Here is a 17,720-nt window from a genome sequence, read left to right as displayed (position 1 = left end):
TTTTATGGCACCCCTCTTATTGTTGCTCGTCGTAATAATAATCTGAAATGGCGCCATCCACTTCTACAGTGTCTGGTACGCACAAGAAAATATCCGTTCCAATGCGTTGAATGTCTCCACCAAGAGCGTAAACAGTTCCACTTAGAAAGTCGATAATTCGTAAACCTTGATCTTTTTCAATGCGTTGAAGGTTTACAACAACTGCTTGCTTGTTTTTTAAGCTTTCTGCGATATCTTGTGCTTCGGCATAAACTCTTGGTTCTGCCAAGCTAACTTTTGAAGCTTTTGAAGCTCCTTGCATACTGACTAAATTAGACACATTGGTCTCCTCCACTTTCTGGCGCCGTTCTTTCGGTGCTTTTTTCGGCTCTTGCATAACAGCAGGTTTTTCATAACGGGGAGCTGGTTTTTGCTTTTTTACAGGTTGCTCCCGCACTTGCTCTTCTTCATCATACTCATCTAAATAAAAGAAATTTTTAAATTTGTCTTTCACGCTCATCGTTTTGCCTCACTTTCTGCCCCAACCAATGCTGTGCCAATTCGGACAAAACTAGCTCCTTCTTGAGCAGCAATTAAGTAGTCGTTAGACATGCCCATCGAACATTCTGTGCATGGTGCATGTGCCCAATTTTTCTCAGACACTTGAAGTTGGAGTGATTTTAATCCTTTAAATGCTTCTCGGATTACACTTTCATCGGACGTATTTGGTGCCATTGTCATCAATCCGACCACTTTTATGTTGTCATAAGCTTCGAGTGATTCGATAAAGTTTATTGTATCTTCAGGTTCAATACCACTTTTTGACTCTTCTCCCGACACATTTACTTGAACAAAACAGTTTACTGGTCGAGTTGCACGTTTTTGAATTTCTTTGGCCAAACTTAATCGGTCTAATGAATGTAAATAATCGATTTCATTAATAACATCTTTTACTTTTCTTGTTTGTAGATTGCCTATATAGTGCCAAGACACATTTTCGTCAATTGCTTCAAGTTTTTTGGATAATCCTTCTGGACGATTTTCACCCAGATGATGAATTCCTGCTTGGATCGCTTCTTTTGTGCGTTCTATGCCAACTTGTTTTGTCACAGCAATAATTTGAATCGTATCATTTACAGCGGATAATTGCTTAGTAATCTCTTCAAATATAGGTTTAATCGGTTTCATCTAGTCACAACTTTTCTTATAGAAGTCCAATATATTGTACCAAGTTTGAGTTAATTTATCAATTAAGCTCTTTCCCTAAAAAAAACAGCTGCCCAACCGGCAGCTGTTTGGATTAACGTCTCTTTTGACGATTGCGTAAGAAGGTCGGAATGTCTAATGCATCGTCGCTATGTTTTTCTTGTCTTTGTGGTTCTTGGTTGTAATAAGGTGGCTGTTCTTCACGGCGTTGCTCATCGCGACGTTGATCTTCACGACGTGCATCACGGATTGATGGCGCAGGAGTCTGTTGTTGAATCGACTGCACGCGGCTTGAATTCAATCCAGATCCTCTTGGCGTTCTTGGTTGAAGTTGTTCTTCATTAAAACCAGTTGCGATAACTGTCACGATAATTTCATCTTTCAAGTTATCGTTAATAACAGAACCGAAGATCATGTTTACTTCTTCGTCAGAAGCAGATGCTACAATGTCAGCAGCTTCTTGAACTTCATAAAGGCTAAGGTTAGATCCACCTGTGATGTTCATTAAGACACCTTTTGCACCATCAACAGAAACTTCAAGTAATGGACTCGAAACAGCTTTTTTAGCCGCTTCAGACGCACGGTTTTCTCCTGAAGATACACCGATTCCCATTAAAGCAGAACCTTTGTTAGACATAATCGTTTTAACATCGGCAAAATCCAAGTTGATCAATCCAGGAACGGCGATCAAATCAGAGATACCTGATACACCTTGGCGTAAAACATTATCCGCTTCACGGAATGCTTCAAGCATAGGTGTGTTTTTGTCAACAATTTCAAGCAAACGATCGTTTGGAATAACAATCAATGTATCAACTGATTCTTTCATAGTAGCGATACCACCGATTGCTTGTGTTGAACGTTTACGACCTTCAAAAGTAAATGGACGCGTTACAACACCAACAGTCAATGCGCCAAGTTCTTTAGCGATTCCAGCAATAACAGGTGCTGCACCAGTACCTGTACCGCCACCCATTCCTGCAGTTACGAATACCATGTCTGCTCCGCGCAAAGCTTCTTCGATTTGTTCTTTGCTTTCTTCTGCTGCTTTTTTACCAACATCAGGGTTAGCACCGGCACCAAGACCGCGTGTTAATTTACCACCGATTTGAAGGCGCACTTCTGCTTTAGATAAGTTTAAAGCTTGTGCATCTGTGTTAACTGCTATAAATTCTACACCTTGTACTCCGTGTTCGATCATACGGTTTACGGCGTTGTTACCACCGCCACCTACCCCAATAACTTTAATTACGGCCAGTGCATCAATATTTGTATCAAATTCCAACATTCTTTTTCCTCCTAAAATTGCTTAGCTTTTATAGTTGCAAGCTAGATGCAACATTGATTTTATTCAAAGAATCGATCAAACATCTTTTTGGCTTTCGTTACGACACCTTCAGAATTTTGCTTTGGCTGCTTTTGCTTTTTAGGTTGTTGCACTTCTTGATGCTCAACTTTCGCAGCGCCGGCAACAGCTCCACCATTTCCAATACGGCCATAGAAGACATCTTCCATGTAAGCATATTGAATTAAGCCAACTGCTGTCGTGTACTGTGGTTCACGAACGCCAATAAATTCTGGTGTAAATAGACGAACGCGAGTTTGCAGGATGTTACGTGCAAGTTCTGGCAATCCATCCAATTTAGCCATGCCGCCTGTTAAAACGACTCCTCCTGGCAAGTCTTGAACGCCCAACCGGTAAAACTCATCTAAAATCAGTTCGAAAAGTTCTTCCAGGCGAACTCCGATTATTTCAGATATGTATTTTTGATTATACTGTTCTGTTGAATCAGATCCAATAACTGGGACTTCAAAAACTTCATCTTCTGAAGCATCTTCGAAAAACGCATGACCATGTTCAAGTTTGATTTTTTCAGCTTGATCTGTCGGTGTCTTTAAAATGATGGACAAATCTTTTGTAACGTGGTCTCCTCCAACCGGAATTACGGAAGAAGCAGTCAAGTGGCCTTCTTGGAAGATGGAAATAGAAGTAGATCCTCCACCGATATCGATACACGCTGTGCCATGATTTTTCTCATCTTCAGTTAACGCATAGCTTCCTGCTGCAAGCGGCTGGACATAAATATCACGAATTTCAAGTCCTGCTCTTTCTACACAGCGAAGTACGTTGTGTAAAATAGTTTTTGAAGTTGTCACCATTGTACCATCCATTTCAAGGCGGATACCAATCATGCCCCGTGGATCTTTAATTTCACCTAGATGGTCAACAATGTATTGCTCAGGAATGATGTTAACCAATTCCCGTTCTGGCGGAATCGACATAACTTGTGCCGCTTCTAATACACGATCCAAATCTTCATCGGTAATTTCACGATTTTCACTGTTTACAGCCACAATCCCTTTTACCGGTTGTAATACTGCCTTATTTGCTGGAATTCCTAATACCACTTCGTGAATCGACTTGCCGATCATGCGCTCTGCCTGATCGACAGCTTTTTTAATGGACTGCACCGTTGCATCTATGTCAACAATCGCACCTTTTTTAATTCCATTAGATTTTACATTTCCGACACCGATTACGTTCAATGACTTGTTAGCCATTTCTCCGATTAAAACTTTAACGGATGACGAACCGATATCTAGACTTACATATAATTCTGATTGACTCAATTCGTGGCACCTCCTTATTAAACTGCTGTACTTATATTCTATTGCATATCGTGCACCTTGTCTAAGAAAATCGCAAAACTTAAATAAATTTCCTTGAATTATTCAAATTGTTTCTCTAACTTCTTTTTTTTCAGCCCATTTTGCTAAAATAATGCGTCGAATAACCGCTATATTTTGAAATAGCCGAACACCGAATGCGAAAATTGCAGCTAAATACAAATCGACTCCTAAATGAACACCAAGAAAAGCAAGGCCCGCTGCTAGTGCGATGTTAAAAAAGAATCCAGAAACAAAAACTTTATCATCATACACTTGCTGTAAATGAGCACGTATTCCGCCAAAAAGTGTATCAAGTGACGCCAATACGGCTATGGACAAATAATTGGCATATTCTGGAGGGATTTGCATATCCGTCAGAAGACCAAGCGAAATACCGAGTAATAAACCTAAAATGGATAGCCACATCGCTATTCCCCCTCTATTGCCTGTAAATATTTAGTGTCTATAATGCCATCATATGCTTCGATTACCATATCGCTTTGTGGCACTGAAACTGCTAGTGACATATTATCGATATAAAAATCATCTAGAATACGGGATGCCAATAAATGATTATACAGCTTTTCTGCGTCATCCATCGACTTAGAAATAATTTTTATTGAAAATGGTGGTGTTTCAACCGGTTTCGCATTTACAGAGGTCTGACCGTTTATGTCTCTTATTGAAGTCGTGTTTATAATCCGCTTTCCATCTATCGATACATAAAGAGCATCATACCGATTGATTTCATTAACAAGTCGAATAAGCAAGTCCGGTGAAATTCCTTCGATTGCCAATCCTAACGCAACCGCTTCCATCGACGGTTCAACCAAAACCTCGAAGCCAGGACCAGTTGTTTCTGCTAATCCAACTGCAACCCTTAGTTCACCAGCAGTTTCACGTAACGCTTGTTCCGGACTTTCATCAGCTGCTATATTGTATTTGTTTAATGTTTCGTCAAGCGTCCCTATTTCTGATAGCAATTGTGAATGCAACTTTTTTTCTCTTGATAATTCTTGTCTTACTTCCCATACATCTCGCGTATCGCGTCTGTCGGGTTCGTTGATCGTATTATATTGTATGGCGGTCATCAAACCGATTAAAAATAGTATCGCTGTAAATCGAGTGAAAACCTTTTTCTTCACAAAATTTCCTCCTTACTCATGATTCCGTAAGTAAAGCAGGCATTTTAATGATTAACCCCTCATCCAATGTAACGATAACATTATCGTTAACTAATTGATCCATAATTCCGCCAGTTAATTTCATTGAAGAAGACAATACTTTTGGTTCACCGATAGCTTCAATCACAAATGGAGCTGGGTATTGTACACCGTCTACTGTAATAACCGGTCCGGTACATACAATATAGGAGTTGCTATGAATACGCTGACCATTAATCGAAATCGCTTCTGCACCTGAAATATACAATTCATTAATCACTTGAAAAACATGACTTTCATGAACAATATAGTCATTTGGGTTAACTGAGTTAGGGTTGTAATCACCGTCTTGCAACGTTACTTTTAAGCCGCTTCCTTGAACTGGCACTAGACCGAGATACCTTCTGAGCTCTTCTGCTTCTTTTGCATATTCTGTATAGCGATTTTCACCATCTGCAAAGGATTTTTCAAACTCTTGAACTTCGCTTTGCTTTTCTTGCAATTCATCTCGCAAAGCTTTATTGCGCTCTTGTTGATTGATTAACTCTTTTCGATACCGTTCTTCTTGTTCAAAAAAGGCCCCACCCGTATAGCCTTCCGTCTCTTTGTTAGCACTGGAAAGACTATAGGAGTAGGCCATGATAAATCCAAGAACTAAAAATACTAATGAAAAAACAATCGATTTGCTGAAATTTTTGCGATTACTCCTCTTCGGCGTTTTCATCTTCTGGAACCTCCTCTGCAAAACCATAAGCATCTGCATAAGAGCGGAAATAGATTCCGACTTCCATATCAATTACGCCTTTTTGATCTTCTTCTAATTGCGAGACGACAGATGGATAATAATTTATCTTCTCAGCCAATGTACTCAAGATCCCGTGAATTTCGTTTCCATCATTCATATACAAAGTTACAAAATCCGCATCTTTTTCTTTGGAATCTAAAATAATTTGAGAAATTAATTGTAAAACTTCTGGATTGATTTCCGCTAATTGGTTAATCAATTTCTCTCTTTTTTTCTCGTCATCAAAATTCGAATAAATCGGACCATCAATAACCGTTACTGGCTGTTTGAGTGCTAGATTGTTTGATAAAACAATTTGATAACTATTCCCACGATCTAAATAGCCCATTTGAACATATTCTTTCAAATCAATTTCAACACCGGTTAACCAATTTTTTTTAACCGATGCTTTTTCCACCCACTCCAACTTTTCTAGTTGTTGCGCAACAGCTCGCGTATCGAATGACCACATTGAATCTCCGATTGCTAATCCACTTGCTGCCTGATAGCTTTTCTGATTAAAAAGAACAGCCCCTTCTATAGTGATGGTGTGGATTTCACTGTACTTCGACTGGCTGTATAAAAGTACGGCAAGCAAAGTGAGAAAAATGAGCAACAGCGCCACGAACTTGCGATTGGTTCTTTTTTTCCGTCGATCGCGGAGCGATGGGATGCGTTCTTCGATGTCAATCACTTTGTCCATAATTGCTGCCCCTTATCTTTTATTCGTTCGCTTCCGTCATTTGATGGACTGCGGAAATGAAAGCATCTCCTCGAATTTCAAAACTATCGTACTGATCCCAGCTTGCGCATGCAGGTGACAATAAGATGGTATCGCCATCTGCTGACGCTTGGATCGCTTTTTCGACTGCATCATCCATTTTACCTGCTTGAATAATGGTCTTCACACCACTTTCTTCTGCAAATGTAGTAAATCGTTGTGCCGTTTCTCCAAAAGTCACCAATACCTTGACACGGTCCATAAATGGTCGAATTTCATCCAATGAATGGTTACGCTCTAAGCCACCAGCCAATAATATGATATTCTCTGGAAAAGCTTCTAATGCACTTTTTGTTGCCAAAGCATTGGTGGCTTTTGAATCGTTGTAAAATTTACGACCTTGCCATTCTTTAATAAACTGCGATCGATGTTTTACGCCTGTAAATGACGTAAGAACACGAATGATGGTTTCTTTTGTTCCACCTTGAATTAGCGTTGCCGCTGTCGCAGCTAAAATATTTTCTAAATTATGCTGGCCAGCTAACATGATTTTCGAACGTTCAATTAGCTCTTCGCCTTGCCAATATACATAGTTTTCATCTGCACTGACGCTTTCTTCAGTTCGTCCTTTAAGTGTAAAAGGCACCAATTTTGCTTTGCAGTTTTTTGCGTGCTCGACTAGCAACGGTTGGTCAGCATTATAAATAAAATAATCTTCCGCTGTTTGGTTTGAAGTAAGCTTCATTTTAGAAGCACGGTAATCTTCGATTGATCCGTGATAATCCAAATGCGCTTCATAAATATTCGTAATTATGGCGATTGTTGGGCGGAAAGCTTCCGTCCCTTTTAGTTGGAATGATGACAGTTCCGTCACAATAACATTTTCGGGTTTTGCTTTCTCTGCAACTCCACTTGCCACTGTGCCGATATTTCCAGCGATTAATGGATTTTTATTGTCTTGGTTTAACATATGGAACAATAACGTAGTTGTTGTTGTTTTACCATTCGAACCAGTAATCCCTATAAATGGGGCTTCACTAATCAAATAAGCCAATTCAATTTCCGTCCATACTGGAATTTTCTTTTGCATAGCGGATTGAATTAAGATGTTTGTATAAGGAATACCTGGGTTTTTAACAACCAATTCAAAACCTTCTTCTAGAAGGTCTTCTGGGTGTCTCCCACAAATTACGGTGACACCCATATTTAATAATTCTTGCGCTTCAGGATTTTCTTCAAAAGGCTTAGAATCGTTCACAGTTACAAATGCACCGAGTTTATTTAAAATTCGGGCGGCTGTAAATCCACTTTTCGCTAATCCTAAAACCAGAACTTTCTTTTGATAGAGTTGTGGAGCTTCCTTCATTTACATTACCTCCAAAAAGACGGCAATTGCCGCACTAATAAGACCGACTGACCAGAATACAATAACTACTTTCCATTCCGACCATCCGCTCAATTCAAAATGATGGTGAATAGGACTCATTTTAAAAATTCGTTTTTGACGCAATTTAAAACTACCAACTTGTAAAATAACCGAAGCTGTTTCTAGAACAAACACAAGACCGATTATTAGCAATAATAATTCCTGTTTTAGCAAAATAGAAACCATTGCCAATGCGCCACCTAAAGCTAACGAACCTGTATCTCCCATGAAAACTTTTGCCGGGTATTTATTAAAAATCAAGAATCCTAACAAGCCACCTGTTACAGAGAAAGTGAAAATCGCAATCGCCATTTCACCTTGATAGATCGCTAGTACACCAAAAGCGGCAAAAGCGATTGATGCTGTTCCTGCTACTAACCCATCCAGTCCATCCGTTAAGTTAACTGCATTAGAAAACCCAACCAACCAAAAGATGATAAAGAACACATATAGCCATGATAACTCAATGGAAATGTTTGTAAAGGGGATATTGACCCCTGTCTCGAAGTCACTACCACTTAACACAAAGAATGATACGACAGCGATAATGATTTGAGCGATTAATTTTTGTAAAGACGTTAGCCCAAGATTTCTTTTTAACACTACTTTGATAAAGTCATCCAAAAAGCCGATCAATCCATAACCGAAAAGTACCAAAAGTAAAATCCATACTTTAGCAGTTAATAATCCAGCGATAAAAGCAACTACTAACACCGTAATAATTATAGCGATTAAGAAAACAAGTCCTCCCATAGTGGGAGTGCCTGTTTTCTTCATGTGTGATTCAGGTCCTTCTTCTCGAATGCTTTGTCCAAATTTCATTCGTTTCAATAACGGGATAAATACCGGCATTAAGATAACTGTCAGTAATAAAGTAATTCCGAGGCTCATTAGTGTAAAAGTACTCATTTGTATAACTCCTTTAAACACAAGACTACTCAGTAGATTCGTCTGTTTGTGATTCTATATTTGCTTGTGCTTCTGTATTTGGTTGTGTTTCTGGTTCTATTGGGACTTCATTTTCCGCTTCTTCTACTATGGTTTCAGAACCCGTGTCTTCTATCACTTCTTGTTCAGGCGGAATTTGATCTTCTTCTAGATTTTCTTCTTGCTCTTTTGCTTGAGCAGGATAAAAAATCTCAGGTGGATAAAGTTCAATAATTACGGGATCGCTCCCTACGACAAGCTGTCCTGCTTCAACGCTTTGCGTCATCGCATAACCTTGCCCAGCAATTTCTAGCGCTAAACCGCTTAAAGCTTGATAAGCAAGCAATTCTCTTTTAGACCATCCAGTAAAATCAGGTAAAGTTGTGTCTCCAGCTGTTTGTAGGACCACTCGGCCACCTTTTAAAACAGCATTTCCGACTTCTGGGTACTGTGAGATAATCTCTTCGGTATTCCCTATCACTTCAACTTCAATACCCAACTCCTGTAAAGCTTCAGTCGCTTGTGTCACTGTTTTACCTGTATATTCTTCCACAGGAACCGTTGCTGCTTCAGCCATATTTTCTGGTTCGATGTTTAAATACTTTAGACTATTCTCCATTACGGAAGTAAAGATTTTCGCTACTGGTACAGAACCGTACTCGTTAGCTGGCACATTAGGTTGTTGAACACCGATATAGATAAGCAATTCCGGATCATCTGCAGGAGCCATACCTAAAAAGGAGAACAAGTAATTATTTCTACCTGTTAAATATCCGCCACCTTCTTTTGGTACTTGCGCTGTCCCAGTTTTTCCTGCAACTGTATAATCTTTTAATGCAAACCCTCTCGCTGAGCCCACATCAGAAGTGACAGTCGAAGCTAATACTTCTTTAACTTGATTTGCGGTTTCAGCTGAAATTGGCTGACCTGCTTCTTGTGGTTCGCTTTTAACTGTTACTTTTCCTGTATCGGAATTTTTGATTTGATCGATTACATACGGTTTCATCATGACTCCGTCGTTAGCAATGGCAGACGCCGCTTGAATCATTTGAATAGGCGTAACTGTAGAACCTTGCCCGTATGCAGTCGTTAATTTATTTATCGGCCATTGGTTCAAGATTTTACCAGATGCTTCTTTAGGCAAATCGATGCCTGTTTGTTCTCCGAAACCAAAAGCATCTACATAGTTCATGAAAGTATCTGCTCCAAGACGTTCTAGCAAATAAGCCATTGAAACGTTAGATGAACGTTGGAAGCCTTCTAAGAATGAAATCGTTCCCCACCCTCGACCACTGTTGTGATCTCCGATTTTACTATCAAGTAAAGTATATGTACCCGATTTATAAGTCGCATTAGGATCCCATTTACCTTCTTCAATAGCTGCGGCTAATGTAAACATTTTCATCGGTGAACCGGGTTCAATTGTTAATTCGATACTTTCGTTTAGCCAATTGTCTGATAGACCTTCTCGCGTATTCGGATCAAATGTTGGACGTTGTGACATCGCTAATATTTCACCTGTTTTAGGATCTGCGATTACTGCAATCATTCGTGTTGGGTCGTACTCTTCCTGCACGCCAGTCATTGCATCTTCTAAGAAATTTTGCAACGTTTTATCCAATGTGAGTTGAACGTCCGCTCCGTTTACGGCTGGAGTGATCGCAGATTCATTGTTTGGCAGTAAAAAGCCCCACTTGTCCGTATCAAATTCCATTTTGCCATTTTTCCCTGTTAACACGTCGTTATGAATCGATTCAAGACCCATTCTTCCGGTTGTTTTTGTTTCACCATTTTCTAGCTCTTCTTTCATTGCATAGCCAATTAAATGAGAAGCAAAAACACCGTTAGGATATAATCTTTTTAAATCTCGAACAAATAGAAGACCTGGAATGTCTTCTTCCTTCATGGCTAGCATCTGCGTGTGACTAATTTCACGACCAGCAGAACCAAATTCTACTTGATAGCGATCTTTTTCGACACCATTCTTTAATATTTCCAGAATTTTTTCTTCAGAAGTATCCAAATATCCCGCTAATTTCTTAGCGGTTTCTTCAATATCTACCACATGTTGCGGATCACTTGCTTTTTGCGTAACCGATTCATCGAGCACTGCGACTAGCTTATAGGTGAGTGTATCTTCAGCTATTATTTCGCCATTGCGATCGATAATGCGCCCGCGTTCTGCCGTCAACACTTCTTCTTGACTGTATTTCGCTGCAGCTTTAGCAGCCAATTCTTGTCCTTCCACTTTCCCCGTGGCTTGTATTGTTACAATTCTCGCCAATAAAAGGAAAAAGAGCCCTGCGAATAACAAAAATAGCAGAAAGGCTCCTCCTTGAAACCGAAACTTTTTCTTCATTGTCCAGGCACTACCTTTACATTTTGCTCATTTAATTTAAGGCCAAGTTCTTTTGCTTTAGCCCAAATGCGCGAATATGAAGACAGTTCACTTACCTGTACCGACAAATCTGTATTTTGCTTCGCTGTTTCATTGACTGATTGTTCAATTTTTTGAATTTCCTGCGTTGATGCTTGAATCGTTGCCTGATTCTGCAAAACCAGTAATGCACACATAATACAGACTGCTACAAAAGTTGTATACAGAATTTTTTCACCTTTTGTGATTAAGCCTTTTTTTCTAATCGATTGTTGCTGGCTCGGGTTTTGAGGTACGGCCAGCTGTTGGATGTAATCTTCTGTTCTTGCATTCAGTGCCATCTGAACACGTCCTTACTCGTTTATTTTTTCTGCAATCCGCAGTTTAGCGGACCTTGATCGATTATTATGCTCTAATTCTTCTTCAGAAGGTAATATTGGTTTTCTTGTAATTAGTTTTAAGATTGGTTCCATTCCATCAGGAATTACCGGTAAATTTGGTGGTAATTCAGGTAATGAAGAGGCTTCTTTGAAAATCGCTTTACATAGTCGATCTTCTAACGAATGGAAAGTAATCACGCTAATTCTTCCGCCAATTGCTAGTAGGCTAACTGCGTCTTGTAAAGATGTTTCGGCAGCGCCTAATTCATCATTTACTGCGATACGAATAGCTTGGAATACTCTTTTGGCAGGATGACCACCTTTTCGACGGGCAAAAGCAGGAATTCCATCTTTGATGCATTCCACCAACTGACCCGTAGTTTCGATCGGTTGCTTTTCTCTTGCCGCTTCGATTTTACGTGCAATTTGCTTTGAAAATTTCTCTTCGCCGTAACGATAAAAAATTCTTACTAAATCTTCAAAAGACCATTCATTTACTACGTGATAAGCACTTAGTTCTGCACTTTGGTCCATTCGCATATCTAAAGGTGCATCGTTGTGATAACTAAATCCTCGTTCTGGTGTATCCAATTGTGGAGAAGAAACGCCTAAGTCATATAGAATACCATCAACTTTTTCTACTCCATGCATTTCCAATTCTTCTTTTAAAAATTTAAAGTTGGCATGGATAAATGTAATTCTATGTAAATACTCTTGTAGTTTTTCTTTTGCATGAGCTATCGCCGTTGCGTCTTGATCGAAACAATATAAATGACCTTGGTCAGATAATTGCTGAACCAAATATTCGCTGTGTCCTGCTCCGCCCAGCGTACAATCAACATATATGCCATCAGGACGAACGTTCAGACCATCGACAGTTTCATGCAGTAAAACCGTGGTGTGATTGAACAATCCATTCCCCCCGTTCACTTTTAAAAGTCAAAATCAGTTAAATTTTCCGCGATTTCACTAAAGGAATCTTCGGATGCTGCAAAATAGCTTTCCCATGAATCTTTTGCCCATATTTCAAAACGGTTGGACACACCTAAGATAATGCATTCTTTTTCAAGTTTCGCGTAAGAAATTAATGTCGTCGGTATATTGACGCGCCCTTGCTTATCAAGTTCCACTTCTGAGGCACCTGAGAAAAAAAAGCGTGTAAAAGCACGTGCGTCTTTTTTAGTGACCGGCAGTTCTTTAAGCTTTTCTTCAATTTTCTGCCATTCTTCCATAGTGTAACCAAATAAGCACTGATCCAGACCTCGAGTGATTACAAAATGATCTCCCAAGAGTTCACGGAATTTAGCCGGTATAATTAACCGTCCTTTTGCATCAACGCTATGTTGATATTCGCCCATGAACATATCCTTCACCCCACTTATTGTAATAAATGTACCACAATCCCCCACTTGTCACCACTTGTTTTTGAAATATTTCATGATTGTTACAGCAAAATATCTCAACAAGTTATTTTGACATAAAAAAAGCCTGCATATGCAGACTTTTCAACTTAAAAATAAATAACTTTATGATTTTTGTCATAACAGAGTGGAAGTGCTAAAAGATCTTTTACAAGGTCAATTCCATACTGATTCATATAAGTAAACGGACTGTAAATTCTTTCTTGGAAACCGCCATTTGGCAATAGTTCATTTTCGATGGCATCGTAATGTCCAAATTCAATGCTGTTTTGAAGCACTACTTCATCTTGTAACTTGTTTTTTAAGAACTTTAATTGCTTGGCATGCAATTGTAGGTTCTTCTCGACAATCGGCGTTAACCCTTTGCTAATGGATGTAAATTGTTGTTTGATTTGCTCATAAGATTTTTCTAATTCTAACTCTAAATTCGTAAGTAGCGTTTCTGCTTCCTGCTCACGAATCGTCTCCATTAATTGGTTTTTCATTGCCGACACTTGACGGTCATTTGCAACAGAAGAAAAATCTAATTCGTATTTGGTTAACAAACGCTGTGTTTGACGGTTTACCAAAGTTAAACTTAGGCGAGGCATGATAACCGGTAATTCCATAGCGAACAACTCAAAAGCTCCTTTTAAAGCTGCCCAATAAGCAATTTCTCCAGGACCTCCAACAAAAGCTAGTACAGGAAAAACCATTTCCTGCATTAACGGACGTGTCACTACATTATTACTCAATAATTCAGGTGTTTTTTCTGCAATAGTTAGCAGTTGCTGTTTCGTATAACGAATTGAGCCGTTGTTTGCTACAAACTCTTGACCTTCACGCTCTAGTAATAGCCGTTCTCCTTTAACCGTAACAAATAGATTTGCAGCATTTTCTTCTGCCCCGATTACTGCGCTATAGCCATCCTTCACAAGAGATTCTTCAGCAACAGTTACTGCTTTTGCGATGTCCGCTGAACGATCAATCATTTCTAAAAAATAAGGAGATTCGTATTTTCGAAACGCTTCATCTGCAGCATCTATGTACAATAGTCCTTCTTCTTGAAAGAAATAATGGATAAGTGCTGCGAAAAAGTCTGTGAATGACCTCGACTTTTCCAACAAACCGAAGGCTAGTTTTTGTACTTCTTTCGAGTGTTCTGTTTCTGGAAGACTGCGGAAGTATTCTTCTAAAAAAGAAGCGGTTTTAGGTTTATTGAGATTTGCAGTAGAAGCTGAGTTTTTGCCGTATTCAGCGTAGGGGATATTCAGTTTGTCTACCCGTCCATTTATTTCTCGGTACAGATGGCTAACTTCAGCTAAATCATGATCTTCTCCCGCAATCCAAAAAACTGGCACTACCGGTGTTTGGAGTTGCTTAGCAGCTTGTTTTGCAAGAATGATGACAGATATTGCTTTATGTACCGTATATAATGGTCCTGTTAAAATACCCGCTTGTTGACCTGTGACAACTACCGGTGCACCCGCTTCAAAATCAGCTAAATTCTGCTGTGCCATGTTAGATAATCTATCTTGTCCCATATAATTGCGTATAATGCCTGCTAGCCTTACACGATCAACAGAATGATTTTGAAGGCTTTTCAACCGTTTATCAAATGACGCTTGTTGTGGGTCATATGAAAAATACTGGCGAAGTACTGGTTTGCCATTTATATAATCACTCATCAATTTACTGGCTAGTTCTACGTACTGTTCCTCTACTTTCATAAAAAAAGTCCCCTTTTCCGTATACATTTAAAATCTACTATAGCAAACGCATCTCCTAAAGAAAAAAAATACGCCTGCTAAATTGATTTAATAATGATGGAAACAAGACCAACTATCCAAACAAGAGCATATAGAGAAGCCAATAGTAAAAAGTAAGTTCTCCATAATTTACGGAAAAACGGAATAATTTCGAGTTCTTTCGTGTTTCTCCATTCAATCACTAACAAAATAATCGCTAAGACAAGCGCAACGAAATAAATATAAACTGAAATCGAAAAATCCCATAGAAACTCGACACTAGCTGGGACAGAAAAGAATAACAAAAATGTCGTGACGTCTGATGCTAAAACCAATGCTTTTTGTTTTTTTCTTTTAAGTGAAAACAGATACACAATAACAAAAAGTAAAAAAGGAATATAAAGGAATACCGTTGCAATTGAATACAATATTGTCATTTCGCTACCTCGATCGTTTTCAAAAGGTGATAAAATGCCTTGAATAAAGGCAACTCCAATTTCGATTGATTTAATACATACACCATTAGTCCGTCAACCTCCATTGGATCATTAGCTAAACGGTCAGCAAACATTCTCGATACTGTTTCGGGTTCTGCCGCACACATTGTCGCTACATTTTCAATCGGCTGCAGCCATTCTATTTCTGGAAATGCCAAATACAGTTCATTGTATAAATTACGGAACAGTTCATAAGCATGAGGATTTGTAATTAGCTCACCATTGCGTATTTTCATTATTGCAGTTAAAGGGTCAATCAAACTGCTAAGTAATACGGTTTCAAAAAGCAATTGTTCAATGTCCTCAACCCATTCACTTTGCCAAGCATCGGTTGTAAGAAGCGGTTGAAATTCTTCTGACTGCCCTTTGATCAACCCAAATCTAAATTGAGGCGATTTACTAAAGCTAATTTCCGTATCTTTTACTTTGATGCAATCCGTATCTACTATACCCGCAGCGATATGGCGATGAGATAATGCAGTGGCTTTTTCTAAAAAAAGCATACCTTGTTGTAAAAAAATGATTTTATTGCTTGGGCGACGAATTTTCAACAACCTCAATATCGGTTGTAATTCATCATAGTTCACCGTCACTATAACAAAAGCCTCAGCATCGATTTGTTCAAAGTCTGTATAGGCATCTACTTGTTGACAATTTCCATCATTTATAATTCCTTGCTTGTTAATCAACGCGGCTTGCTCTTCGTGCTGTGTAATGACTTGCACTTCATGGCCCGCTTTTTTCAGTAGATAAGCTGGTAACAATCCACTGACTCCAGCTCCGATAATTGCATATTTCACGGAATCACTCCTTACAGTGCCACAATTTTTTCTTAAAAAAGAAGCCTGCCCATATTAGGCAGACTTCTAATAATAATCTATTATACAGGATAAATCGGATGTTTTCGATATGGCAATGGTAAATCTTTTGTTTCGTAAAATGACAAGCGCTGAGATAGCACTGAACGCAATTGATGCGGCGCTACTATTTCATCCACAATCAGTTCAGATGCCAAGCGATAAATATCGATTTCTTCTTTATACTCTTGATGTTTTTCTTGAACATATTTAAGACGTTCTTTCGGATCTTCAATTGCTTCGATTTTGTTAGAGTAAACAGCGTTGACAGCTGCCTCAGGACCCATTACTGCAATTTGTGCTGTCGGCAGAGCAATACAGACGTCCGGCTCAAACGCAGGGCCTGCCATGGCGTATAATCCAGCACCATAGGCTTTACGAACAATCACCGAAATTTTGGGTACTGTCGCAGAACTCATTGCAGCGATAAACTTCGCGCCATGACGAATAATTCCAGCACGCTCTACTTTTGTTCCGATCATAAATCCTGGAACGTCCGCTAGGAACAATAACGGAATTGAAAAAGCATCGCAAAGGTTGATAAACTTCGCGCCTTTATCAGCTGAATCACCAAACAATACGCCGCCTTTAACTTTCGGCTGGTTTGCAAGGATCCCAACAACTTGTCCATCAATACGTGCAATCCCAGTAATCAATTCCCCAGCGAACAGTTTTTTAATGTCGAAAAAACTACCCTCGTCAACCAATTGATCGATCAATTCGTACATATCAAAAGGTGCATTTTGGTTTTCTGGAATGATTGCTTCAAGTGAGCGTCCCGCTTTTGCTGCTTTTGCTTCAATCTTTTCAGGCTTCATCGCAAAGTTAGCAGGGAAGTTTGTTAAGTAACGACGAGCTTCTGAGATAGCTTCCTCTTCTGTTGCGACTAATACATCACCTACACCACTCACAGTACAATGCATGCGAGCTCCACCCATTTCTTCAAGCGACACTTTCTCACCAATAACTTTTTCAGCCATACGTGGTGAACCAAGATACATGGATGCGTTGCCGTCTACCATAATAACAATGTCACAAAAGGCAGGAATATATGCGCCACCTGCAGCAGATGGACCGAATAGTAAACATACTTGTGGTACCATTCCAGACATTCTTACTTGATTGTGGAATATTTTACCTGCACCACGTCGATTCGGGAACATATCTAGTTGATCGGTAATACGCGCACCAGCAGAATCTACTAAGTACAGCATAGGCACTTGCATTTTTTCTGCAGTTTCTTGAATACGAATAATCTTTTCAACCGTACGCGAACCCCATGATCCTGCTTTCACAGTAGAATCATTCGCCATTACACAAACCGTTTCGCCATTAACTTTACCAATAGCGGTGACTACGCCATCCGCTGGAAGGTCGTCTGCTTCAACATTGGCAAAACGTCCGTCTTCTGCATAGTTTTCATCATCGAATAATAATTTCAAACGATCACGAACAAATAATTTATTGCTTTCTTTCATTTTGTCGTGATATTTTTGCTGCCCCCCAGCAAAAATTTTTGCAAGCTTTTGTTCTAAACGTTCATTATACCCTGTTGTTTCAGTCGTTTTTGTCATTTCACTGTCCC

The 17,720-nt window shown here is 39.3% G+C and carries 18 protein-coding genes; all 18 read right to left on the bottom strand.

Annotation, left to right across the window (positions count from 1 at the left end; all coding sequences use genetic code 11):
- Window positions 1–16: 16 nt before the first annotated feature.
- A complete protein-coding gene (locus GPDM_RS08945; protein WP_008430751.1) occupies window positions 17–499 on the bottom strand; it encodes a cell division protein SepF in 483 nt (160 codons plus the stop codon).
- On the bottom strand, window positions 496–1,167 hold the full coding sequence (locus GPDM_RS08940) for a YggS family pyridoxal phosphate-dependent enzyme (RefSeq protein WP_008430750.1): 672 nt from the start codon (window positions 1,165–1,167) through the stop codon (window positions 496–498). Before GPDM_RS08940 ends, GPDM_RS08945 begins: the two co-directional genes overlap by 4 nt.
- A 112-nt stretch (window positions 1,168–1,279) precedes the next feature.
- Window positions 1,280–2,473, bottom strand: a complete 1,194-nt coding sequence (gene ftsZ / locus GPDM_RS08935; RefSeq protein ID WP_008430749.1) for a cell division protein FtsZ — start codon at window positions 2,471–2,473, stop codon at window positions 1,280–1,282.
- 59 nt (window positions 2,474–2,532) lie between these two features.
- On the bottom strand, window positions 2,533–3,816 hold the full coding sequence (ftsA, locus tag GPDM_RS08930) for a cell division protein FtsA (protein WP_008430748.1): 1,284 nt from the start codon (window positions 3,814–3,816) through the stop codon (window positions 2,533–2,535).
- A 102-nt stretch (window positions 3,817–3,918) separates the two neighbouring features.
- Entirely contained in the window at window positions 3,919–4,281 is a 363-nt protein-coding gene (locus tag GPDM_RS08925; protein ID WP_008430746.1) for a small basic family protein, read from the bottom strand.
- Between the two features lie 2 nt (window positions 4,282–4,283).
- Entirely contained in the window at window positions 4,284–5,000 is a 717-nt protein-coding gene (locus tag GPDM_RS08920; protein WP_008430745.1) for a DUF881 domain-containing protein, read from the bottom strand.
- Window positions 5,001–5,016: 16 nt separating this feature from the next.
- Window positions 5,017–5,742: a DUF881 domain-containing protein gene (locus tag GPDM_RS08915; RefSeq protein ID WP_008430743.1), complete on the bottom strand. Its 726-nt coding sequence runs from the start codon at window positions 5,740–5,742 to the stop codon at window positions 5,017–5,019.
- A complete protein-coding gene (locus tag GPDM_RS08910; RefSeq protein ID WP_008430741.1) occupies window positions 5,720–6,505 on the bottom strand; it encodes a cell division protein FtsQ/DivIB in 786 nt (261 codons plus the stop codon). Before GPDM_RS08910 ends, GPDM_RS08915 begins: the two co-directional genes overlap by 23 nt.
- 19 nt (window positions 6,506–6,524) lie before the next feature.
- A complete protein-coding gene (murD, locus tag GPDM_RS08905; RefSeq protein ID WP_008430740.1) occupies window positions 6,525–7,889 on the bottom strand; it encodes a UDP-N-acetylmuramoyl-L-alanine--D-glutamate ligase in 1,365 nt (454 codons plus the stop codon).
- Window positions 7,890–8,858: a phospho-N-acetylmuramoyl-pentapeptide-transferase gene (mraY, locus tag GPDM_RS08900; RefSeq protein ID WP_008430738.1), complete on the bottom strand. Its 969-nt coding sequence runs from the start codon at window positions 8,856–8,858 to the stop codon at window positions 7,890–7,892.
- 25 nt (window positions 8,859–8,883) lie between these two features.
- Complete coding sequence (locus GPDM_RS08895) at window positions 8,884–11,235, bottom strand: penicillin-binding protein (RefSeq protein WP_008430736.1); 2,352 nt, start codon at window positions 11,233–11,235, stop codon at window positions 8,884–8,886.
- A complete protein-coding gene (gene ftsL, locus GPDM_RS08890; protein ID WP_008430734.1) occupies window positions 11,232–11,594 on the bottom strand; it encodes a cell division protein FtsL in 363 nt (120 codons plus the stop codon). The genes GPDM_RS08895 and ftsL overlap by 4 nt, the downstream gene beginning before the upstream one ends.
- Window positions 11,595–11,606: 12 nt before the next feature.
- Window positions 11,607–12,545 (bottom strand): 16S rRNA (cytosine(1402)-N(4))-methyltransferase RsmH, encoded by a 939-nt coding sequence (gene rsmH, locus GPDM_RS08885; protein ID WP_008430733.1) that lies wholly within the window; start codon window positions 12,543–12,545, stop codon window positions 11,607–11,609.
- A 20-nt stretch (window positions 12,546–12,565) separates the two neighbouring features.
- Window positions 12,566–12,997, bottom strand: a complete 432-nt coding sequence (gene mraZ / locus GPDM_RS08880; protein WP_008430731.1) for a division/cell wall cluster transcriptional repressor MraZ — start codon at window positions 12,995–12,997, stop codon at window positions 12,566–12,568.
- A gap of 146 nt (window positions 12,998–13,143) precedes the next feature.
- Window positions 13,144–14,763: a bacillithiol biosynthesis cysteine-adding enzyme BshC gene (bshC, locus tag GPDM_RS08875; RefSeq protein WP_008430729.1), complete on the bottom strand. Its 1,620-nt coding sequence runs from the start codon at window positions 14,761–14,763 to the stop codon at window positions 13,144–13,146.
- A 77-nt stretch (window positions 14,764–14,840) separates the two neighbouring features.
- Window positions 14,841–15,218: a DUF3397 domain-containing protein gene (locus GPDM_RS08870; RefSeq protein WP_008430728.1), complete on the bottom strand. Its 378-nt coding sequence runs from the start codon at window positions 15,216–15,218 to the stop codon at window positions 14,841–14,843.
- Entirely contained in the window at window positions 15,215–16,078 is an 864-nt protein-coding gene (locus GPDM_RS08865) for a ketopantoate reductase family protein (protein ID WP_008430727.1), read from the bottom strand. Before GPDM_RS08865 ends, GPDM_RS08870 begins: the two co-directional genes overlap by 4 nt.
- A gap of 80 nt (window positions 16,079–16,158) precedes the next feature.
- On the bottom strand, window positions 16,159–17,709 hold the full coding sequence (locus GPDM_RS08860) for an acyl-CoA carboxylase subunit beta (protein ID WP_008430725.1): 1,551 nt from the start codon (window positions 17,707–17,709) through the stop codon (window positions 16,159–16,161).
- Between the last annotated feature and the right edge of the window lie 11 nt (window positions 17,710–17,720).

It is taken from the genome of Planococcus donghaensis MPA1U2 (assembly GCF_000189395.1).
Classification (GTDB): domain Bacteria; phylum Bacillota; class Bacilli; order Bacillales_A; family Planococcaceae; genus Planococcus; species Planococcus donghaensis_B.
The sequence above is the reverse complement of the archived record's forward strand: the minus strand, read 5'-3'. Positions and strand labels throughout refer to the sequence as shown.

Bases quoted from the DNA above. Each gene is read 5' to 3' on its own strand.
- GPDM_RS08945 (WP_008430751.1), bottom strand. From the start codon at position 499: ATGAGCGTGAAAGACAAATTTAAAAATTTCTTTTATTTAGATGAGTAT.
- GPDM_RS08940 (WP_008430750.1), bottom strand. From the start codon at position 1,167: ATGAAACCGATTAAACCTATATTTGAAGAGATTACTAAGCAATTATCC.
- ftsZ (WP_008430749.1), bottom strand. From the start codon at position 2,473: ATGTTGGAATTTGATACAAATATTGATGCACTGGCCGTAATTAAAGTT.
- GPDM_RS08925 (WP_008430746.1), bottom strand. From the start codon at position 4,281: ATGTGGCTATCCATTTTAGGTTTATTACTCGGTATTTCGCTTGGTCTT.
- GPDM_RS08915 (WP_008430743.1), bottom strand. From the start codon at position 5,742: ATGAAAACGCCGAAGAGGAGTAATCGCAAAAATTTCAGCAAATCGATT.
- GPDM_RS08910 (WP_008430741.1), bottom strand. From the start codon at position 6,505: ATGGACAAAGTGATTGACATCGAAGAACGCATCCCATCGCTCCGCGAT.
- murD (WP_008430740.1), bottom strand. From the start codon at position 7,889: ATGAAGGAAGCTCCACAACTCTATCAAAAGAAAGTTCTGGTTTTAGGA.
- mraY (WP_008430738.1), bottom strand. From the start codon at position 8,858: ATGAGTACTTTTACACTAATGAGCCTCGGAATTACTTTATTACTGACA.
- GPDM_RS08895 (WP_008430736.1), bottom strand. From the start codon at position 11,235: ATGAAGAAAAAGTTTCGGTTTCAAGGAGGAGCCTTTCTGCTATTTTTG.
- ftsL (WP_008430734.1), bottom strand. From the start codon at position 11,594: ATGGCACTGAATGCAAGAACAGAAGATTACATCCAACAGCTGGCCGTA.
- mraZ (WP_008430731.1), bottom strand. From the start codon at position 12,997: ATGTTCATGGGCGAATATCAACATAGCGTTGATGCAAAAGGACGGTTA.
- bshC (WP_008430729.1), bottom strand. From the start codon at position 14,763: ATGAAAGTAGAGGAACAGTACGTAGAACTAGCCAGTAAATTGATGAGT.
- GPDM_RS08870 (WP_008430728.1), bottom strand. From the start codon at position 15,218: ATGACAATATTGTATTCAATTGCAACGGTATTCCTTTATATTCCTTTT.
- GPDM_RS08860 (WP_008430725.1), bottom strand. From the start codon at position 17,709: ATGACAAAAACGACTGAAACAACAGGGTATAATGAACGTTTAGAACAA.